Source organism: Aureimonas ureilytica DSM 18598 = NBRC 106430 (assembly GCF_000382705.1).
In the GTDB taxonomy this organism is placed as follows: domain Bacteria; phylum Pseudomonadota; class Alphaproteobacteria; order Rhizobiales; family Rhizobiaceae; genus Aureimonas; species Aureimonas ureilytica.
The window spans coordinates 81,285-100,635 of the sequence record NZ_ARQE01000011.1 but is presented as its reverse complement, the minus strand read 5'-3'; the positions used below and the strand labels follow the sequence as shown (position 1 = coordinate 100,635).

Below are 19,351 nucleotides of genomic sequence, written 5' to 3'. Positions count from 1 at the left end.
CAAGGTTAAAGATTGTGCAGCGCAAAACAAAAGCGCCCCGAACCAAAGGTTCGAGGCGTTGATGAGAGGCAGATCGGAAGGGGGAGAGGGATCAGTCGATCCGCACCATGGCCTTGATGACGCCGGCGGCGGGGTCGAGCAGGCCGGCGAAACGCTCCGGCACTTCGTCCAGCGTCATGGCGTGCGTCAGCAGCGCTTCGCTCGGAACCTGCCCGGCGCGCAGCGCGTCCACCACGGCCTCGAAATCCTCCGGCGTCGCGTTGCGGCTGCCGAGCAGCGTCGTTTCGCGCTTGTGGAATTCCGGGTCGTTGAAGCTGATGTCGCTCGCGACGATCGAGACGAGCACATAGGAGCCGCCATGGCCGACGAAGCCGAAGCCCCGTTCCATGGCCTTCGGGTTGCCGGTCGCGTCGAACACGGCGTCGAAGAAGTCGCCGTTCGTCAGCGCCGCCAATTGCTCCCGGTCGCCCTCGCCGACCTGCACGGCGGCGTGAATGCCGAGATGTTCCCGCGCGAAGTCGAGCCGATCCTCCCGCGTGTCGAGCATGGTGACGCGACCGCCCCGCAGCCGGGCGAAGATCGCGGCGGCGATGCCGATCGGCCCCGCGCCGACGACGAGCACGTTCTGCCCGTCCATCACCGCGCCTCGCCGCACCGCATGGGCGCCGATGGCGAGAAACTCGACCATCGCGGCCTGATCCAGCGTGATGCTCTCGGCGCTGCGAACGAAGCGCTCGGGCAGCGAGAGATATTCCGTCATGCCGCCGTCGCGGTGGACGCCGAGCACCTGAATGTTGGAGCAGCAATTGGTCTTGCCCTGCCGGCAGGCATGGCACTGGCCGCAGGAAAGATAGGGGATGATATAGACCTGCTCGCCCGCTTCCAGAGCCGAGCCTTCCGGCGCCTCTTCCACCGTGCCGGCGAGCTCGTGGCCCATGACGCGGGGATAGGCGAGATAGGGCTGGTTGCCGGAGAAGATGTGGAGGTCCGTGCCGCACACGCCGATGCGGCGGATCTTCACGAGAACCTCGCCTTCGCGCCGCGCGGGCTTGGCCCGGGTCTCGGCCTTGAGCGTTCCGGGCGTTTCGCAGGTGATCGTCAGCATGGGGCAGGCTCGCTGGAAGGGCGGAGGAGAAGACGGAACGGAAATGTCAGCCGGAAAGACCCGGCAGCGGCGTGCCCTCGGCGACAAGGCCGCGCTCGCGCAGCGCCTGCCAGAAGCCGGTGGGGATCTCGGCCTCGAACCACTCGACATTGGAGCGGATCTGCCGTGCGTTGCGCGCGCCCGACACGCAGGATACGACGGCCGGGTGCGCCATGGCAAATTGCAGCGCGGCCGCCTGGATGGCGACGCCGAACTCGGCCGCGACGGCCCGCAGCTTTTCCACCTGCGCGATGATCTCGGCCGGCGCGTCGCCGTAGTTGAACGTGTTGTTGCCGGCCAGAACCCCGGAATTGAAGGCGCCGGCCACCACGATGCGCGCGCCGCGATCGAGGCACTTCCGGAGAAGGCCGAGGCTTTCCTGCTCCAGCAGCGTGTAGCGCCCGGCCAGCATGGACACGTCGAGGTCGCACTCGTCCAACGCCTCGCTGACGGCTTCCCACTCGTTGACGCCGAGGCCGAAGCCGCCGATGCGCCCGTCCTGGCGAAGCTCGCTGAGCGCCTTGAAGCCGCCGCCCTTGGTGAGCTGGTTCCAGTGATGCTCGTGCCGCTCGCCATGCGTGACGCGGCCGATATCGTGGACATAGAGAATGTCGAAGCGCACCATGCCGAGGCGCTGCTGGCTGGCGTCGAAGGAGCGCAGGATCGCGTCGTAGCTGTAGTCGTAGACCTGATGGAACGGGGCGGGGTTGAGATAGCCCTCGGCTTCCGCGCCGACGTCGGCGTCCGGCACCATGAGCCGGCCGACCTTGGTGCTGATGGCGAAGTCGGAGCGCTGGCGCTCGTCGAGGATCGCGCCGAGGCGGCGCTCGGAGCGCGTGAATCCGTAGAAGGGCGCGGTGTCAAAATAGCGGATGCCCGCATCCCAGGCCGCGTCGGCGGTGTCGCGCGCGTCGGCGAAGGGCATGAGCTTCAGGAGGTTGCCCATCTGCGCGCAGCCGAGGCCGAGCGCGGTGAGGCTGACCTTGCCGTTCGGCAGTTCGCGGCGATCCGTCGTCTTCATCACGTCAGGCTTTCGATCGAAGAGAAGAAAAGGCCCGCCGGCGGCATGGAAGCCGCCGGCGGGAGATCGGTTTAGTAGAGAACGTTCTTGGCTTCCGGCTTGTCGATGTTCTCCTTGGTGACCATCACGACGCCGGTGTCCTGCATCTTCTCGACCTTCTCCTTCTTGAGGAGCTTGGCGATGGTCTGGGTGCCGAGTTCGCCCATCTGGAACGAGCCCTGAACCGCGATGGCCGCGAGCGTGCCGTCCTTGACGAAGTTCTGCAGGTCCTCGTTGCCGTCGAAGCCGATCGCGACGACCTTGCCGGCCTTGCCGGACTGCGCGAGGGCGCGGCCCATGCCGATGGCGGTCGGCTCGTTGGCGCCGAAAATGCCCTTGAGGTCGGGGTTCGAGGCCAGGACGTCGGTCGTCTGGTTCAGCGCCGTCGCCATCTGCGACTGCGAGTAGAACGGGCCGACGATCTGAAGCTTGGAGTTCGCCTTGATATAGTCGGTGAAGCCGCCGACGCGGCCGATCTCGGAGCCCGCGCCCGCGACATAGGACATGACCGCGATCTTGCCCTCGGTCCCGACCTTGTCGATCAGCGCCTTGGCGGAGAGTTCGCCGGCCTTCTTGTTGTCGGTCGCCAGGAAGGACTGGTAGTACTGCGCGCCGCTCTCGTTGATCTGGCTGTCGATCAGGACGACCGGAATGCGGGCTTCCCAGGCCTTCTTGATGGCGGGCACGAGCGCGTCCGGGTCGGACGGGGCGAGGATGATGCCGGCGACCTGACGGTTCACGGCGTTCTCGACCATGTTGACCTGATCGGCGATGGCCGATTCCGAGGCCGGGCCGTTGAAGGTCGTCGTGTAGCCTTCCGGCAGGTCCTTCTTGGCGGCGTCGACACCCTTCTGGACGTTCTGCCAGAAGGTCGAGTTCACCGTCTTGACGATGACCGCGACTTCCTTTTCGGCGGCCTGCGCGGCGAAGGAGACGAGGGCGAGGGCCGAGCCGGCGAGAATGGCGGCGAATGTGCGCATGAATGTTTCTCCCTTTGAGCTTGGAACGAACCCGGCGCGCGCTTCTTCGATCTCCCGCACGCGCCGGGCATGCATGGTCAGCGGCGGTTGCGAAGCTGGTCGATCCACACGGTCGCCAGGATCACGAGGCCGATGATGATCTGCTGCGTGAAGGCCGAGACACCGTTCATGTTAAGGCCGTTGCGCAGGATGCCGATGACGAAGGCGCCGATCATGGTGCCGGAAATCGTGCCGACGCCGCCAATGAGCGAGGTGCCGCCGATCACGGCGCTGGCGATGGCGTCGAGCTCGTACATCACGCCTTCGTTCGGCTGGGCGGTGACGAGGCGGGACATGAGAACGCAGCCCGTGAGGCCGGCGAGCGTGCCCGACAGGACATAGGTGAAGAGCGTGACGCGGGCGACATTGACGCCGGACAGGCGCGCCGCTTCCGCGTTGGAGCCGACCGAATAGATGTGACGGCCGAGCACGGTCCGGCGCAGCATGATGGCGACCGCGATGGCGATCACGATCATGAGGATGACCGGATAGGGGATGCCGGGGAAGGTGACGGACGGGAAGCCGTCGTCGCCGATCGTCACCATGCGGAACAGGGCGCCGTTGCCGAGTTCGCCGAAACTGTCGCCGAGCCCCGAGACGGCGCGCGCGCCGGTGATCTGGAGGGCGAGACCGCGCGCCACCATCATCATGCCGAGCGTCGCGATGAAGGGCGGCAGCTTGGCGCGGGTGATGGCGAGGCCGTTGACGACGCCGCAGAGCGTGCCGACGAGAATGCCGAGCAGCATGCCGATCGGAACCGGCATTCCGAGTTCCTTCACCGCCAGGGCGGCGCAGACGCCGGCCAGCGCCAGGACCGAGCCGACCGAGAGGTCGATGCCGCCGGTGATGATGACGCAGGTCGCGCCAATGCCGAGCAGCGCGATCGACGTGACCTGAAGGGCGATCGTCATGCCGTTGTTGACGGAGAGAAACGCGTCCGACGTTGCCGAGAACACGACCACGAGGGCCAGAAGGCTGCCGAGCGCGGCGAACTTCTGGATCATGTCCTTCTGCCGGTCGCTGAGGAGCGGGCCGCGCGTCTTGTCTTGGGGAATGGTGGTCATGGCGTCCTCAATGCGCAAGGCTGGGCGCGCGGCGGGCGTGGCCCGAGGCGTAAAGCATGATCTCTTCCTGCGAGGTCCGCCTGGTGTCCAGGATGCCGGTGATGCGGCCTTCGTGGAACACGGCGACGCGGTCGGTCAGGCCGAGGATTTCGGGAAGTTCGGACGAGATCAAGATGACGCCGATGCCCTGCGAGGCCAGCTCGTCCATGATCTTGTAGATCTGGAACTTGGCGCCGACGTCGATGCCGCGCGTCGGCTCGTCGAAGAACAGGATGCGCGACTGGCGAAACAGCCACTTGCCGATGATGATCTTCTGCTGGTTGCCGCCCGACAGAAGCCGCGTCACCTGATGCACGGAAGGGGTGCGGATGCTGAGGAGGTCGACATAGCGCTGGGCGACCTTGTCTTCCTCGGCGAAGTCGATGAACCCGCCCTTCGACACGCCGTCCAGATGGGCCAGCGTCATGTTGGCGGCGACCGGCATCTTCACCGCGAGCCCATGGCTCTTGCGGTCTTCCGAGAGATAGGCGAGCCCTTCGCGGATCGCGTCCTGCGGCGACTGGATCGACACCTTGCGGCCGAAGAGCTCGACCGTGCCGGAATCCAGCGGATCGGCGCCGAAGATGGCGCGCGCGACTTCCGTGCGCCCCGCGCCCATGAGGCCGGCAAAGCCGAGGATTTCGCCCCGCCGCAGCGTGAAGTCGATGTTCTCGAAGACGCCGGCGCGCGACAGGCCTTCGACGCGCATCAACACGTCTTCGGTCGGCACGGAAATGCGATCGGGGAACTTCTCTTCGAGCGAGCGGCCGACCATGCGGGCGACGATGTCGTCGACGGTGAGGGCGGCGAAGTCGTCGGTCGAGACATAGCGCCCATCGCGCAGGATCGTGACGCGGTCCACGATCTCGGCCATCTCGTCCAGGCGGTGCGAGATATAGACGATGCCGACGCCCGACGCCTTCAGGTCGCGGATCACGTCGAACAGAACCGCCGTCTCGCTTTCGGTGAGCGAGGAGGTCGGCTCGTCCATGATGAGCACTTCGGCGTTCAGCGACAGGGCCTTGGCGATTTCCACCATCTGGCACTGGGCGACCGAGAGACCGCGCACTTGGGCATCGGGATCGAGCGACAGGCCGAGGCGCTGGAGGCAGGCGCCCGCGTCGCGGCGCAGCTTGGCGCGGTCCACGAAAAGGCCGGCGACGCGCGGCTCGCGCGCCAGATAGATGTTTTCGGCGATCGACAGGTGCGGAACGAGGTTCAACTCCTGGTGGATGATGGCGATGCCGAGCGCTTCGGACTGCGTGGTCGACGCGAAATGGCGCTCCTCGCCCTTGTAGACGATCGTCCCCGAGGTCGGCTGATACAGGCCGCTGATGATCTTCATCAGGGTGGACTTGCCGGCGCCGTTCTCGCCGCACACGGCATGAACCTCGCCCCGGCGCAGGTCGAAGGACACGCCGCCGAGCGCCTTCACGCCGGGAAATTCCTTGGTGATGTCCCGAAGCTGCAGAATGGTCTCGCCGGCCGGTGCCGACGAGGCGCCCCGATCGGCGCGCGGCATGGCGCCGCCACCCGCCTGGGCGGGGCTGGAAGTCATCTCCTGCATTCTGATCCTCCCGCCTCGCAAAGGAAGCGTCGCGCGGCCCGTTCCTCCCGGTCCGCCGTCAGGCCATCGGCCCGTTGCCTGTAGGGTTAGGCCGCTCTTGAAAATTGGTCAAGCCAGTTTTTGATCTGAGAAAGATCTAGTCCGAGTTATTCTCACGGCGCGCGTTTGATGCGCTGCATCATCGCGATTGTGCGGCGGAATGACCTTTCCAGTTCGGTTGGATCGGCGCTATGGTCAGGCCAATCCGGGAGGGATGCATGTCAGAAGCCATCAAGGTCGTGGATGGACGACGCCTTTACCAACAGGTGGCCGACCAGATTCGCGGCCTGATCCGCGAGGGTCAGTTTCCGCCGGGCTCGCGCCTTCCCGCCGAACGGGAGCTGGCGGGGCAGCTCGGCGTGTCGCGCCCGTCCCTGCGCGAGGCGCTGATCGCGCTGGAAATCGACGGCAGCGTTGAAATCCGCATGGGGTCGGGCGTTTATGTCTGCGCGCCGGGCGAGGCGGCTGACGAGCCGACGCGCCCGCTCGGCGAAAGCCCGTCCGAACTCATGCGCGCCCGCGCCGCCGTGGAAAGCACGGTCGCCTTTCTGGCGGTCGGGCGGATGACCCCGGAGGCGCTGGCGCAGCTTCGCCAGGTGCTCGCCGCCATGGCGGCCGATATCGAGGCCGGTCGCAAGCCGCTGGAGCAGGACCGGCTGTTTCACCTCACCATCGCCGCCCAGACCGGCAATGCCGTTCTGGTGCGCATCGTGCGCGAGCTTTTCGACGACCGCCACAGCCCGATCTCGGCCCAGCTCAGCGTGCGCTTCGAGACGCCGGAAACCTGGCGCGTGGCGCTCGCCGAGCATGAGACGATCCTCGACGCGCTGGCCTCGGGCGATCCGCTTCTGGCGCAATCGGCCATGCGGATGCATCTCGAAGCCTCGCGCGAGCGATGGACGCGGGATTAGAAGATGGACGCGGGATTGGAAGAGCCTCCCGCGCCCGAAAGTCATCAGCCCTGGCGGCAGGTCTGGCGCTGCGTGCCCAGGCCCTCGATGCCGAGTTCGATCACGTCGCCCGCCTTCAGGAAGACGTTGGGCTTCTGGCCGAGGCCGACGCCCGGAGGCGTGCCGGTGGAGATGATGTCGCCCGGCTGCAGGCTCATGAATTGCGACAGGTAGGAGACGAGATGGGCGACGCCATAGACCATGGTGCGGCTGGAGCCGTCCTGGTAGCGATGGCCGTTCACCTCCAGCCACATGCCGAGATTCTGCGGGTCGGCCACTTCGTCCCTGGTCACCAGCCAGGGGCCGGTCGGGCCGAACGTGTCGCAGCTCTTGCCCTTGGTCCACTGGCCCTGGCGTTCGGTCTGGAAGGCGCGCTCGGACACGTCGTTGATGACGCAATAGCCGGCGACGTGATCCAGCGCCTCGGCCTCCGAGACATACTTCGCGGTCTTGCCGATGACGACGCCGAGCTCGACCTCCCAGTCGGTCTTCTGCGACCCGCGCGGGATTTCGATGTCGTCGTTCGGGCCGACGATGGCCGAGGTCGCCTTCATGAAGATGATCGGCTCGGACGGCACAGTGGCACCCGTTTCGGCCGCGTGGTCGGAATAGTTGAGGCCGATGCAGATGAACTTGCCGGTGCCGGCCACGCAGGCGCCGAGACGCGGGTTGCCGTCCACGAGCGGCAGGGTCGAGGCGTCGAGCGCGGCGATCTCGGCCAGGCCCTCCGGCGTCAGCCAGCGGCCGGCGAGGTCGCTCACATGGGCCGACAGGTCGCGGATGCGGCCGTCCGCGTCCAGAAGGCCGGGCTTTTCCGCGCCGGGCGCGCCGTGGCGAAGCAGTTTCATGGCAGTCTCCCTTGGTGTCTCAGTGCGTGTCGTGCGTCAGACGTTGGACCAGCCGCCATCCACGACGAGCGCCTGGCCCGTCATGAAGCCGGACTCGTCGGAGGCGAGGAAGGTGGCGAGCTTGGCCATTTCCTCGGGCGTTCCGAGCCGGCCCATGGGCTGGCGCGCGATGAAGGCGGCCCGCGCCGTCTCGTAGTCGCCGAGCGCGCGCATCCGGTCGCCGAGCGAGGGGCTTTCCACCGTGCCGGGGCAGATGCAGTTGCAGCGGATGCCCTTGGTCACGAAATCGGCCGCGACCGACTTGGTGAGGCCGACGACGGCGGCCTTGGTGGTGCCGTAGATGAAGCGGTTGGGCGCGGCGATGACGCTGGAGGCGACGGACGCCATGTTGACGATGGACGCGCCGCCCCGGTCGATCATGCCCGGCAGGAAGCCCCGGATGAGCCGGTACATGGAGCGCACGTTCAGCGCGACCGAGAAGTCGAAATCCTTTTCCTCGCATTCGAGGATCGTGCCGGCGTGGACGTAGCCCGCGCAGTTGAAGAGGATATCCGGCGCGTCGTGCGCGGCGCAGAAGGCCTTCACCGCCTCGGCGTCGGTGACGTCGAGAACCAGCGTCTCGATGCCATGGGCCTTCAGCTCTTCGAGGGCCGCCGCGTTGATGTCGGTCGCCAGAACCTTGGCGCCCTCCGCCGCGAACTCCAGCGCCGCCGCGCGTCCCATCCCCTGCGCCGCGGCCGTCACCACCGCCGTCTTGCCTGCGAGCCGTCCAGCCATCCGCTTCTCTCCTCCGGTCTGTCGTTTCAAGGGTACATCATGGATGCGCGGGTAAATCAATCCTGCTGCAGCGCGAGCCCTTGCCCGATGCGGCCGGCGGCCTGGGCGAGCTCGGCGATCAGCGCGTCCGGCTCCCAGGGGTTCAGGCGAATGCGCAGGTAAGGGCAGGTGAGAGCCGCGATCGCCCCGCCCTCGTGCGCTTCCGACACGGGAACCGAAAGATCGATCACCGCCTCCGAAAGCCCGCTCGGGCGCGCCACATGGCCGCTCGCGCGGATGGCTGACAGTTCCGGCTCCAGCGCGTCGAGATCGAAGGCGGGGTCTTCGCGGTGAATGTCGAGCAGCGTGCGATGGCGGCGGCGCGCGCTCATGAAGGCGAGAAGGCAGCGCCCCGAGCCGGTCAGCGTGAGGGGCTGGCGATAGCCGATGCGCACGGTGAAGCCGATATGGCTGGTGCTTTCCACGCGCGCGATCACCACCATCTGCGTTTCGCTGGGCACGGCGAGATGGCAGGCATAGCCGGTCGCGTCCGAGAAGGCGTTCATGAAGGGCAGGGCGGTTTCCACCAGCGAGCGGTTCACCGGGCGGTTGAGCCCCAGGCGAAACAGGCGGTCGGTGACGCGGAAGCGATCCTCGCTTTCGGTGCGCTCGATATAGAGCCGGTCCTGAAGCACGCTTACCATGCGAAAGATTTCGCCCTTGGTGCGGCCCACCCCGTCGCCGATCTGCTGCAGGGTCAGCGCCTCGCGCGAGGCCGACAGAAGCTCCAGAATATCCAGCCCTTTTTCCAGCGCCGGGGCGGTGTAGCGCCGCTCGCGATCGGGGCGGCCGGTGCCGTCATCGGCGTCCTCGTCTGCCATCCGCTCGCTCCCTGTCGCTTGACGATCCGTTTCACTCATGATTACCCATTTCATATCAGAAACCAAGAGCGCGTCCATTGGCCGGGCGCTCGGGAGGAACCATGGCTCAGGACTGGACGATCCAAACGCATCGCTCCTACGACATCCGCTTTCCGACGTCCCTGCAGAAGGACGGGTCGGACGCGATGAACCCGGACCCGGATTATTCCGCCGCCTATGTCGCCTTCGAGACCGATGGCGGGCCGGAAGGGCACGGCCTGACCTTCACGATCGGCCGGGGCAACGATCTCTGCCGCGCGGCGATCGATCTTCTGGCGCCCAAGCTCCACGGGCTGAAGCTCTCCGAGATCACCCGGAACATGGGCGAGTTCTGGCGCTTCGTGACGGGTGATTCGCAGCTGCGCTGGGTCGGCCCGGACAAGGGCGTCATGCATCTGGCGACGGGCGCCGTGGTCAACGCGGTCTGGGACCTCTACGCCAAGGCCGAGGGCAAGCCGGTCTGGCAGCTCGTCTCCGACATGCAGCCGGAGGAGATCGTCCGTCTCGTCGATTTCCGCTATCTTTCCAACGCGCTGACGCAAGGCGAAGCCCTGGAAATTCTGAAGCGCGCCAAGGACGGTCAGGCCGCCCGCCGCGAGAAGCTGATGGCGGAAGGCTATCCGAGCTACACGACCTCGGCCGGCTGGCTCGGCTATGACGACGACAAGATCCGCCGCCTGTGCCGCGAGGGCATTGCCGAGGGCTGGTCGCATTTCAAGCTCAAGGTCGGGCGCGATCTCGAGGACGACAAGCGCCGCTGCCGCATCCTGCGCGAGGAAATCGGCCCGGATCGGATGCTGATGATCGACGCCAACCAGATCTGGGAAGTCGGCGAGGCGATCGACTGGGTGAAGGAACTCGCCCAGTTCAACCCGTGGTTCATCGAGGAGCCGACCTCGCCCGACGACGTGCTCGGCCATCAGGCGATCCGGCGCGGCGTCGCCCCGGTCAAGGTCGCGACCGGCGAGATGTGCCAGAACCGCATTCTCTTCAAGCAGTTCCTCCAGGCCGAGGCGATCGACGTGGTGCAGATCGACGCCGCGCGCGTCGGTGGCCTCAACGAGAATCTGGCGATCATGCTGATGGCCGCCAAGTTCGAGAAGCCCGTCTGCCCCCATGCCGGTGGCGTGGGCCTGTGCGAATATGTTCAGCATCTCTCGATGATCGACTATCTCTCGATCTCGGGAAGCTGGGACGGACGCGTCGCCGAATATGTCGATCATCTGCACGAGCATTTCTTCGAGCCCTGCGATGTGCGTGGCGGCCGCTACTTCCCGCCCCAGGCGCCCGGCTTCTCCATCGAGATGAAGCCGGCGTCCATCGAAGCGCATCTCCACCGTTCCTAAGGGCAAGACACCCATGCTGAAGACACTCGACCCCATTCTGACGCCGGACCTCCTTTGGGTTCTGGCGGCCATGGGCCATGGCGACGACATCACGCTGGTGGACGGCAACTTCCCGGCCGAAGCGGTTGCGGCCGAGACGGTCTCGGGCGAACTCGTCAATCTCGGCGCCGTGCCGATCGACCGCGCCGCCCGCGCCATTCTCAGCCTCCTGCCGCTCGACGGGTTCGTGGACGATCCCGTGCGCTGCATGGAAGTCGTCGGCAAGCCGGACGAGGTGCCGGAGCCCCGCGCGGCGGTGCGCGCCGAGATCGAGGCGGCCGGCGAGACCGTGCCGATCGTCGCGATCGAGCGCTACGCCTTCTACGAGGCGGCCAAGCGGAGCTTTGCCGTGGTGAAGGTCGCCGACCCGCGCTTCTACGGCTGCTTCCTCCTGCGCAAGGGCGTCGTGGCGGGCGAGCGTCCCGCCTACTGACCTTCCGCGCCGCCTGACGCCTCGCGGCGCTTGACGGCACGGGACCAAAATGGAATGACTTTTGTCAGCAAAAGTCATTTTCATCGAAAAGGGCCGCTGCCTCTGGCGCGGCCCTTCTTCGTTCCCGGGAGGGGTCATGTCCGTCGTCTCAGAGGTTTCCCCCATCATCGTCCTGAACGGCGAGGACAATGTCGCCGTCGCGCGCCGTCCGGTGAAGGCGGGCGATCCGCTGCCGGGGGGCCTGCGTGCAACCGTGGACATCGCGAGCGGCCACAAGGTCGCGCTCCGCGCCATCGCGGAAGGCCAGCCGGTCCTGAAATACGGGCAGGTGATCGGCACGGCCTCGCGCCCGATCGCGCCCGGCGAGCATGTCCACCTGCACAATCTCGCCATGCAGGACAGCCACGCCGATCATCACTTCGCCTCCGACGCGCGCGCGACGCCGCTTCTTCCCGAGGCCGAGCGGCGCACCTTCATGGGCTATGCGCGCGCGGACGGGCAGGTCGGAACGCGCAACTATATCGGCATCGTCTCCTCGGTGAACTGCTCGGCCACGGTCTCTCGCGCCATTGCCGACCACTTCAACAACAAGGGCGGGCTCGACGGTTTCCCGAATGTGGACGGCGTCGTCGCCCTCACGCATGGCCAGGGCTGCGCTCTCTCGGTCAAGACCGAGGGTTACGAGGTGCTGACGCGCACGCTGTCCGGCTATGCGCGGCACCCGAATTTCGGCGCGATCCTGATGATCGGTCTCGGCTGCGAGACCAACCAGATCTCGCTCATCACAGACAAATACGGCCTCACCGAAGGCCCGCTCCTGCGTACCATGACCATTCAGGAACTGGGCGGTACCAGGCGCACGGTGGAGGAAGCCGCCTCCATCATCCGCGAGATGCTGCCGACCGTGAACGCGGCCGAGCGCACCGAGCAGCCGCTCTCGGGCCTGAAGCTCGCGCTCGAATGTGGCGGGTCGGACGGCTATAGCGGCATCTCCGCCAACCCCGCGCTCGGCTACGCCTCCGACCTTCTGGTGCGCCATGGCGGCACGACGTGTCTGGCCGAAACACCCGAAATCTACGGCGCGGAGCACCTTCTCACCCGCCGCGCGGTGACGCCGGCAGTCGCCGAAAAGCTGATGGCGCGCATCGAATGGTGGCGCGGCTACACGGCGCGCCACGGGGCGGAGCTGAACAACAATCCCTCGCACGGCAACAAGGCCGGCGGCCTCACCACGATCCTGGAAAAGTCGCTCGGCGCGGTCGCCAAGGGCGGCACCATGCCGCTCGAGGCGGTCTATGAATATGCCGAGACGATCGACAAGCCGGGCTTCGTCTTCATGGACACGCCGGGATACGATCCGGTCGCCGTCACCGGGCAGATCGCGGGCGGCTGCAACATGCTGGTCTTCACCACCGGGCGCGGCTCCGTTTCGGGCTGGAAGCCGGTGCCGACCATCAAGGTCGCGACGAACACCGAGATGTTCGACCGGATGAAGGAGGACATGGACATCAACTGCGGCGGCATCGTCACCGGCGAGGAGACGATCGAGGAATCCGGCCAGCGCATGTTCGACTTCATCCTCGACGTCGCCTCGGGCAAGCAGACGCTGAGCGAAATCTACGACTACGGCGACAACGAGTTCGTGCCCTGGCAGATCGGCGCGATCACCTGAGCGCCCCCGGCAGCACCGGGGGCGCCGGCGCGCCCTCGGTGGCGCGGCGCCCGGCCTATCGCCGCATCGTGGAGGCGCTGCGCGAGCGAATGGGCGCGGGCGCGCTGCCCGAAGGCGCGGTGCTTCTGGAAGGGCCGCTTGCGACGCTCTTCGGCTCCAGCCGCCAGCCCGTGCGCCAGGCCCTCGCCGAACTCGAGGCCGAAGGTCTGGTGCGCCGCTTCGACGGGCGCGGCGTCCTGGCCGGCCGCGCGGGCGCGCCGCGCCGCATCGAGCTGACGCCGGAGCAGGTCGGCGCGCATTCCCTGTCCCCGAGGGGGGAGGACGATCTCTATTACCGCGTCGAGCGCGAGCTTCTGGAACGCGCCCTGTTCGGGCGCTTCCGCGTCAGCGAGCTGGCTCTGGCGCGCCACCATGCGATCGGCCGGCCGCAGGCGCGCGAGCTTCTCCTGCGCGCGCGGGGCGCGGGGCTGACGGAAAAGCGCGACGCCCATTGGTGGACCGTGCCGCTCGACGAAAAGCGCCTCGCCGATCTCTATGAACTCCGCCGCCTTCTGGAGCCCGCCGCCCTGGCGCTCGCCGCGCCCGTGCTGCCGGCCGACCCGTTGCGCGCTGCGCGCCAGCGCCTCACGGAAGCCGAACGCCGCTTTCCGCGCCTGTCCACCCGCGAGCTCGACGCGCTCGAAGAGGACATCCACGTCACGCTCCTGCGCTTCTGCCCGAACGGCGAGTTCGTGGAAGCCCTGTCGCGCGCCCGCGCGTCCTTCGTCTGCGGCAAGCATCTGCAGCACATGCTCTGCGGGCCGGACACGACCGATCCGTTTCTGGGCGAACACGGCGCGATCCTCGGCGCGCTGGAGCGCGGCGAGGGCGGCACGGCCGCGCAGGCGTTGGCGAGCCACCTGCAGGCCTCGCGCGACAAGGGCTGCGCGCGTCTCGCGCACCACCGCGCCGGTCCGCGCCCGCCGCCGCTCGCCTATGTCGCGGACGAACCCTCGGAGATCGACCTTCTCTCCTGACGCGGCCGGCTCGCCTGTCGTCCCCGCCGAAACCGGAAAACAGACCCTTTGCGCAAAGACAATCCGCTTCTCATCGGCATTCTCCTCACCACGATCGCCGGCGCCCTGTTCTCGGGAATGGATGCGCTCGGCAAGCATCTGACCCTCGTGCTGCCGCTCGTCCAGGTCGTTTGGGGGCGCTATTTCGTGCAGACCGTGCTGCTCGGCGCCTATCTGTCGGCACGCACCGGAACCGGCTTCCTGCGCACGCGTCATCCGTTCCTGCAGATCCTGCGCGGGCTGATCCTGCTGGTGACGACCTTTCTCATGTATCAGGCGCTGCGCTACGTGCCGCTCGCGGACGCGACGGCGGTTCTGTTCTTCTCTCCCATCGTGGTGACGATCCTCTCGGTTCTCATTCTTCGCGAGCGCATCGGCGTCCATCGAATCTTGGCCGTTCTCGCCGGCTTCGGCGGCATGATGCTGATCCTCTCGCCGGGTTTCGGCACGTTCCATCCAGCCCTCGGCCTCGTGCTCGTCGCCTCGATCCTGAATGCCGTCTATCTTCTCCTCACGCGGCATCTCGCCGGCCGCGAGGACGCCGCCGCCACGCAGTTCAACACCACGGCGGCGGGCGCGGTGATTCTCTCGCTTCTCGTCGCGCCGAACTGGCAGACGCCCGATCTCGGCACCGGCCTCCTGATGGTGGCGATCGGGACGTTCGGGACGGTCGGCCATTTCATCCTGGTGCGAGCTTTCGCCCATGCGCCGGCCTCGCTCCTGTCGCCCTTCCTCTACTCGCAGGTGATCGCCGCCAGCCTTCTCAGCGTCGCCCTGTTCGGCGATCCGCTGCGCCCCGCCATGGTGGCCGGCACGGTGATTCTCGTGGCGAGCGGCGTCTATATCTGGTGGCGGGAAAACCGGCAGCGGCTGGAGGCGCTATGATCCCGCACCGCAGCGCGGATCAGACCTGACCCCAGGCTTCAAGTCCTCATCACGACGGTTTGTTGGCTACAAGCCCGCGAAAAGCCGCGTCCCACGTAGACAGTCCGTCACGTCTACGGGGATTTCGCAGCCGCGAGATGACCCGTAGGTTCGCCCCACTTCCGATCCCGGAAATGAAGGAAACCGCGATGTCGCTTCTGAAATCCGCCCTCACCGTTGGCGCTCTTCTCGTCGGCCTCGGCACCGCCTCGGCCCAGACCATCGGCGTTCCGGCCGGCACCTATGTCGCCGACCGCACGCACACCAACGTGCTCTGGACGGTCAGCCATTTCGGCACGTCGAACTATATCGGCCGCTTCAGCGACATCGAGGCGACGCTGGTTCTGGACCCGACCGATCCCACCAAGTCGAAGCTGATGGCGACGATCGACCCGAAGTCGGTGGACACGAACTACCCGGCCGACGACAAGGACTTCAACGCCGAGATCTCCGGCGAGATGTTCTTCGACGCCGCCAAGTTCGACACGATCAAGTTCGTCTCCACCAAGATCGAGACCACCGGCAACGACACGGGCAAGGTCACGGGCGACCTGACCTTCCACGGCGTCACCAAGCCGGTCACGCTCGACGTCAAGATGAACGCCGCGCTGAACCCGCATCCGATGACGCAGAAGCCGGTCGTCGGCTTCTCGGCCACCGGCACGATCAAGCGCTCCGAGTTCGGCGTCACCGCGCTGGTCGGCCCGGTCGGCGACGACGTGAAGCTCACGATCGAGACCGAGTTCGTTCCTGAAGCGTAAGCCGCGTCGCTTCGGACGATCGATCCATCCATCCGAGGCCCGGCGCTGTTTCGCCGGGCCTTCTTTCTCTCGCGAACACGAAACGAGCGACACGATGCGGACCGGACCCGACGGCGTGAAGGGCTACAATGCCGGCGCCATGCTGCTTCACTGGGCCATCGCGCTCGCCATTCTCTTCCAGCTCGCGGGCGGCTTCGCCATGATGCGGCTGGACGTCCTGCCCGACGGCAGCCGCTTCGCCTTCTTCCAGTGGCACAAGACGGTCGGCCTTCTCGTGCTGACCCTGACGGTCGCGCGCATCGCCTGGCGCCTTCTCAACCCGCCGCCGGCCCATGCGCCGATGAAGCCCTGGGAGGCGGGCGCGGCCCATCTCGTCCACGGGCTCTTCTACGCGCTCATGCTGCTCGTGCCCTTGTCGGGCTGGCTCGTCGTCTCCGCCTCGCCGACCGCGATCCCGACGCTTCTGTTCCTGCGCGAAAGCCTCGTCTGGCCGAACCTGCCGATCCCCGCTGGCTGGCGCGGGGAAGGGGGCGAGGCCGTGGCGGCGACGCTCCACACCTGGCTCGCCTATTCGACGCTGGCGCTTCTGGTCCTGCACGTCGCGGGCGCGGTGAAACATTCCGTTCTCGACCGGCAAGCTTCGTTTTCGCGCATGATCCCGGCCGGCCATCTCCCGCGCCAGTCCACCGCGCTTCTCGCCATTCCGCTGGCGGCGGGTCTCGCGGCGCTGTTTCTCGGCGGCGGCCTCGGCCTCGGGCAGGCCGAAACGACCGGGGCCTCGCCGACGCTCGCCGCCACCGCCGGGACGCCCGTCGCCGCGCCGGAGGCCGGCGCCTGGGTCGTGGACAAGGCGGCCTCCAGCCTGTCCTACGAGGTTCCCTTCTCGGGCAAGCCGATGACGGGCACGATCGGCTCCTGGAACGCGGCGATCCGCTTCGATCCCGACCGTCTCGACGCGGCCAAGGCCACGCTCGACATCGACGCCGCCTCGATCACGGTCGGCGATCCGTTCGTGCGCTCCAGCGCGCCCGGACCGGACGGGCTCGACGCCGCCGCCCATCCGACGCTTTCCGTCGCGATCGACAGCTTCGAGCGCACCGAGGGCGGCTTCCTCGGCAAGGGCAGCGTGACGATCAAGGGCCGCAGCGCGCCGGTCAGCGTGCCCTTCAGCTTCACGCCCGGCGCGGACGGGACCGCCCATGTGACGGGTTCGGCCACGCTCGACCGGCTCGCCTTCGACCTCGGCGCCAAGAACGACCCGGCCGCGCAATGGCTCGGCCGCGAGATCACCGTGCGCTTCGACTGGAAGGCGGCGCGAGCCGGCACGCCCGGCGTCTGACCGCCCGGCCGGCGGGTCAGACGGTCGGCGCGAGGCGCACGTCCTCGTTCTGGAAGCGCTCCAGAAGCGTGAAGAACAGGGCGCTTCGCGTCGAATAGGCCTGCCGGGGCGAGGCGACGAAGGCGAGGCAGTTGAAGTTCACCTTGCCGTCCGTGATCGAGTCGATGAACACGTTGGGCTTGGGATCGTCCAGCACCGCCGGGTGCTCCTCGAACAGGGCGAGGATGGTCTTGCGCACCAGAAGCAGGTCGGCCGAGGGTGGAACCGAAAAGGCGATCTGCACCCGGCCGACCGGATCGGCCAGCGTCATGTTGCGGATCGGCTTGGTGATGAGCTCCGAGTTCGGCACGATCAGCGTCGAGCGGTCGGGCAGCTGGATCTCGGTGGAGCGCACGCTGATGCGCCTGACATCGCCTTCGTCCGTGCCGATGCGCACGCTGTCGCCGAGCTTCACCGGACGCTCGGCGAGAAGGATGAGGCCCGACACGAAGTTCTGCGTGATGGCCTGAAGGCCGAAGCCGATGCCGACCGAGAGCGCGCTGACGACGAGCGCGATGCGCTCCAGCCCGATGCCGAGCGAGGTGAGGCCCCAGAAGCCGGCAAGGATGATGCCGGCATAGGAGACGATCATCGAGACGGAGTTGCGCGCGCCGGCGTCCAGTTCCGTCGTCGGCAGATAGGTTTCGTTCAGCCAGCGCCGCACGAGGCGCATGGCGGCGATGCCGAGCGCCAGCGCGATGAGCGCCCGCAGCACCGCGCCGGGCTCCAGCGTCACGCCGCCGACCGTGATCATCAGGGGATCGCCGAGCTGGCTGAAGATGGCGTCCGTGCCGGGGCCGAAGGGCGCGAAGATCATTGCGAGCGCGAGCAGCACCAGACCGATGCGCAGGAGCGCCGACAGGGCGACGCCGAGCTGGCCGACCGTCGAAGGCTTCAGGCCCAGCGCCTCGTGCGCGGCCCGGCCCGACCAGGCGTCGGGCGACAGGAGCGTGGTGCAGACATCGTCCACCACCACGAGAAGCAGATAGGCCGAGGCGCAGACCACCGTGATCCAGACGGTCTGCCGGCCGATGAAGAGCGACAGGTTCACATAGCCCTGAAGCGCGGCGAGCGCGCTGACGATGAGCGCCAGCCAGCACACGAGCGTCGTCAGCGTCACCACGCTGCGCAGCGCGTTGGGTGGCTGGTCGCTGTCGCGCTTTTCCTGGCGCAGGCGCCGCAGCGTCAGCAGCACCGAGAGGATCAGCACCATATAGGCGAGCGCGATCGCCAGATTGGCCGCGACCGTGGAAGAGGGGCTGGCGCCCACCACGCGGTTGAAGGCGACCACGGTGATGCCGATCGTCACCAGGATCGCGGCCGCCGCCGGATAGGGCCGCAGGCGCGCCGCCGCCTCGTTGCCGATCGGCAGAAGGCGCCAGGAGGGCTGGTGGATCAGGAGAAGCCCGCCGCCGAGCGACACGATGAAGGCGCCGAAGGACGCGGCGTTGAGGAGGGCGGTGACGACCTCGTCGGCTTCCTCGGTGAGAATGCCCGCCCAGCGCAGGCCCTGCCCGAAGAGAAGAAAGCTGAGGCTCGCCGTCAGCGTGCCGACGAGAATGAACCAGAGCGCGAGGCCCGAGCGGCGAAAGCGCGTGCCCGGCGCCTGCGAGATGGCGGCGCGCCGGCCCATCGCGCGCAGGCGTCGGCGCACGGGAAAGAGGAGCACGAGGCTGGCGCCGAGCGTCGCCGCCACGACGAGCGCGCTCGCCCCGCTCGCTCCGTCCCTCAGCCCTTCCCAGGTGTCGTGACCGAAGGCCGAGGCGCGCAGCACGTCGAAGCGCATGCTCAGCGCCAGCGAGTTCCAGAACCGGCCGGTGAGCGGGGAGGAAACGCGCTCGAAGGTCGAGCGGTTGAACTCCTCGGCCAGCATCCGGTTGATCGTCTCGACGGAATCGCGCGCGTTGGTGGAGAGGAGCCGCGCGCGCTTGATGGCCGAGTCGAGATCGGCGCGATCCTTGCCGAGCTGCTCGCGCTGCGTCTGGATGTCGGCCGCCTCGTTGGGGCTCGCTTCGCCGAGATCGCCGATGCGCTTTTCCATCGCATCCAGCATCGGGGTCAGCGCCGTCACGCTCTGGTCGGCCGCCGCCTGGATGGCGAGCATGCGCTCGCGCAGGGCCGAGCGGTCGTCGCTCGACTGGGCCTGCGCCATCGCCGCCTTCGCCGCCTCGTAGTCGGCGGCCTTGCTGTCGAGGTCGGAAATGACCTGCGCGCTCGTGGCATTGGCTGCGATCTTGTCCTGCGCCATCGCCGCCGGCGCGGCGAGAAGGCAGAGAAGCGGCAGGATCAGACACAATCGACGCAGGAAACCCATCATCCCTCCATGCGGGCCGAAGC

At 67.4% G+C, this 19,351-nt stretch carries 17 protein-coding genes; 8 read left to right on the top strand and 9 right to left on the bottom strand.

What is annotated here, in order from left to right; all coding sequences use genetic code 11:
• Positions 1-91 precede the first annotated feature (91 nt).
• From B146_RS0120085 to B146_RS0120065, 5 genes are all read right to left on the bottom strand, one after another.
• Positions 92-1,105 carry a zinc-binding alcohol dehydrogenase family protein gene (locus B146_RS0120085; protein WP_019998279.1) on the bottom strand — a complete coding sequence of 338 codons (1,014 nt, stop codon included), beginning with the start codon at positions 1,103-1,105 and terminating at the stop codon, positions 92-94.
• Between the two features lie 46 nt (positions 1,106-1,151).
• Positions 1,152-2,165, bottom strand: coding sequence for an aldo/keto reductase (locus B146_RS0120080; RefSeq protein ID WP_019998278.1), 1,014 nt, complete (start codon positions 2,163-2,165; stop codon positions 1,152-1,154).
• Between the two features lie 71 nt (positions 2,166-2,236).
• Positions 2,237-3,184 (bottom strand): ABC transporter substrate-binding protein, encoded by a 948-nt coding sequence (locus B146_RS0120075; protein ID WP_019998277.1) that lies wholly within the window; start codon positions 3,182-3,184, stop codon positions 2,237-2,239.
• A gap of 77 nt (positions 3,185-3,261) precedes the next feature.
• A complete protein-coding gene (locus B146_RS0120070; protein WP_019998276.1) occupies positions 3,262-4,287 on the bottom strand; it encodes an ABC transporter permease in 1,026 nt (341 codons plus the stop codon).
• 7 nt (positions 4,288-4,294) lie between these two features.
• Positions 4,295-5,848 carry a sugar ABC transporter ATP-binding protein gene (locus tag B146_RS0120065; RefSeq protein WP_026358789.1) on the bottom strand — a complete coding sequence of 518 codons (1,554 nt, stop codon included), beginning with the start codon at positions 5,846-5,848 and terminating at the stop codon, positions 4,295-4,297.
• A gap of 302 nt (positions 5,849-6,150) precedes the next feature.
• Here B146_RS0120065 and B146_RS0120060 point away from each other — a divergent pair, with 302 nt between their 5' ends.
• Entirely contained in the window at positions 6,151-6,843 is a 693-nt protein-coding gene (locus B146_RS0120060) for a FadR/GntR family transcriptional regulator (protein ID WP_019998274.1), read from the top strand.
• A gap of 44 nt (positions 6,844-6,887) precedes the next feature.
• Here the strand turns inward: B146_RS0120060 and B146_RS0120055 are convergent, their stop codons facing one another.
• The 3 genes from B146_RS0120055 to B146_RS0120045 are packed head-to-tail and all read right to left on the bottom strand — an operon-like array spanning position 6,888 to position 9,367.
• Positions 6,888-7,730 (bottom strand): fumarylacetoacetate hydrolase family protein, encoded by an 843-nt coding sequence (locus B146_RS0120055; RefSeq protein WP_019998273.1) that lies wholly within the window; start codon positions 7,728-7,730, stop codon positions 6,888-6,890.
• Positions 7,731-7,766: 36 nt separating this feature from the next.
• Positions 7,767-8,507: an SDR family oxidoreductase gene (locus tag B146_RS0120050; protein ID WP_019998272.1), complete on the bottom strand. Its 741-nt coding sequence runs from the start codon at positions 8,505-8,507 to the stop codon at positions 7,767-7,769.
• Between the two features lie 56 nt (positions 8,508-8,563).
• Positions 8,564-9,367 carry an IclR family transcriptional regulator gene (locus B146_RS0120045; RefSeq protein ID WP_019998271.1) on the bottom strand — a complete coding sequence of 268 codons (804 nt, stop codon included), beginning with the start codon at positions 9,365-9,367 and terminating at the stop codon, positions 8,564-8,566.
• 101 nt (positions 9,368-9,468) lie between these two features.
• Here B146_RS0120045 and B146_RS0120040 point away from each other — a divergent pair, with 101 nt between their 5' ends.
• The 7 genes from B146_RS0120040 (at position 9,469) to B146_RS0120010 (ending at position 16,975) form a co-directional block, all read left to right on the top strand.
• A complete protein-coding gene (locus tag B146_RS0120040; protein ID WP_019998270.1) occupies positions 9,469-10,752 on the top strand; it encodes an L-fuconate dehydratase in 1,284 nt (427 codons plus the stop codon).
• Positions 10,753-10,765: 13 nt separating this feature from the next.
• Complete coding sequence (locus B146_RS0120035; protein WP_019998269.1) at positions 10,766-11,224, top strand: RbsD/FucU family protein; 459 nt, start codon at positions 10,766-10,768, stop codon at positions 11,222-11,224.
• Positions 11,225-11,360: 136 nt separating this feature from the next.
• Entirely contained in the window at positions 11,361-12,896 is a 1,536-nt protein-coding gene (locus B146_RS0120030) for a UxaA family hydrolase (protein ID WP_019998268.1), read from the top strand.
• Between the two features lie 38 nt (positions 12,897-12,934).
• Entirely contained in the window at positions 12,935-13,912 is a 978-nt protein-coding gene (locus B146_RS26790) for an FCD domain-containing protein (protein ID WP_019998267.1), read from the top strand.
• Between the two features lie 48 nt (positions 13,913-13,960).
• On the top strand, positions 13,961-14,836 hold the full coding sequence (locus tag B146_RS0120020) for a DMT family transporter (RefSeq protein WP_019998266.1): 876 nt from the start codon (positions 13,961-13,963) through the stop codon (positions 14,834-14,836).
• A 188-nt stretch (positions 14,837-15,024) separates the two neighbouring features.
• Positions 15,025-15,636 carry a YceI family protein gene (locus B146_RS0120015; protein ID WP_026358787.1) on the top strand — a complete coding sequence of 204 codons (612 nt, stop codon included), beginning with the start codon at positions 15,025-15,027 and terminating at the stop codon, positions 15,634-15,636.
• Positions 15,637-15,730: 94 nt separating this feature from the next.
• Complete coding sequence (locus B146_RS0120010) at positions 15,731-16,975, top strand: cytochrome b/b6 domain-containing protein (protein ID WP_019998264.1); 1,245 nt, start codon at positions 15,731-15,733, stop codon at positions 16,973-16,975.
• 16 nt (positions 16,976-16,991) lie between these two features.
• Here B146_RS0120010 and B146_RS26785 read toward each other — a convergent pair whose 3' ends face one another.
• Positions 16,992-19,328: a DUF3772 domain-containing protein gene (locus B146_RS26785; protein WP_162141959.1), complete on the bottom strand. Its 2,337-nt coding sequence runs from the start codon at positions 19,326-19,328 to the stop codon at positions 16,992-16,994.
• Positions 19,329-19,351 lie beyond the last annotated feature (23 nt).

Excerpts from the sequence above, each read along its gene's own strand:
- B146_RS0120085 (WP_019998279.1), bottom strand. The coding sequence starts at position 1,105 with ATGCTGACGATCACCTGCGAAACGCCCGGAACGCTCAAGGCCGAGACC.
- B146_RS0120080 (WP_019998278.1), bottom strand. The coding sequence starts at position 2,165 with ATGAAGACGACGGATCGCCGCGAACTGCCGAACGGCAAGGTCAGCCTC.
- B146_RS0120075 (WP_019998277.1), bottom strand. The coding sequence starts at position 3,184 with ATGCGCACATTCGCCGCCATTCTCGCCGGCTCGGCCCTCGCCCTCGTC.
- B146_RS0120070 (WP_019998276.1), bottom strand. The coding sequence starts at position 4,287 with ATGACCACCATTCCCCAAGACAAGACGCGCGGCCCGCTCCTCAGCGAC.
- B146_RS0120065 (WP_026358789.1), bottom strand. The coding sequence starts at position 5,848 with ATGCCGCGCGCCGATCGGGGCGCCTCGTCGGCACCGGCCGGCGAGACC.
- B146_RS0120060 (WP_019998274.1), top strand. The coding sequence starts at position 6,151 with ATGTCAGAAGCCATCAAGGTCGTGGATGGACGACGCCTTTACCAACAG.
- B146_RS0120055 (WP_019998273.1), bottom strand. The coding sequence starts at position 7,730 with ATGAAACTGCTTCGCCACGGCGCGCCCGGCGCGGAAAAGCCCGGCCTT.
- B146_RS0120050 (WP_019998272.1), bottom strand. The coding sequence starts at position 8,507 with ATGGCTGGACGGCTCGCAGGCAAGACGGCGGTGGTGACGGCCGCGGCG.
- B146_RS0120045 (WP_019998271.1), bottom strand. The coding sequence starts at position 9,367 with ATGGCAGACGAGGACGCCGATGACGGCACCGGCCGCCCCGATCGCGAG.
- B146_RS0120040 (WP_019998270.1), top strand. The coding sequence starts at position 9,469 with ATGGCTCAGGACTGGACGATCCAAACGCATCGCTCCTACGACATCCGC.
- B146_RS0120035 (WP_019998269.1), top strand. The coding sequence starts at position 10,766 with ATGCTGAAGACACTCGACCCCATTCTGACGCCGGACCTCCTTTGGGTT.
- B146_RS0120030 (WP_019998268.1), top strand. The coding sequence starts at position 11,361 with ATGTCCGTCGTCTCAGAGGTTTCCCCCATCATCGTCCTGAACGGCGAG.
- B146_RS0120015 (WP_026358787.1), top strand. The coding sequence starts at position 15,025 with ATGTCGCTTCTGAAATCCGCCCTCACCGTTGGCGCTCTTCTCGTCGGC.
- B146_RS0120010 (WP_019998264.1), top strand. The coding sequence starts at position 15,731 with ATGCGGACCGGACCCGACGGCGTGAAGGGCTACAATGCCGGCGCCATG.
- B146_RS26785 (WP_162141959.1), bottom strand. The coding sequence starts at position 19,328 with ATGGGTTTCCTGCGTCGATTGTGTCTGATCCTGCCGCTTCTCTGCCTT.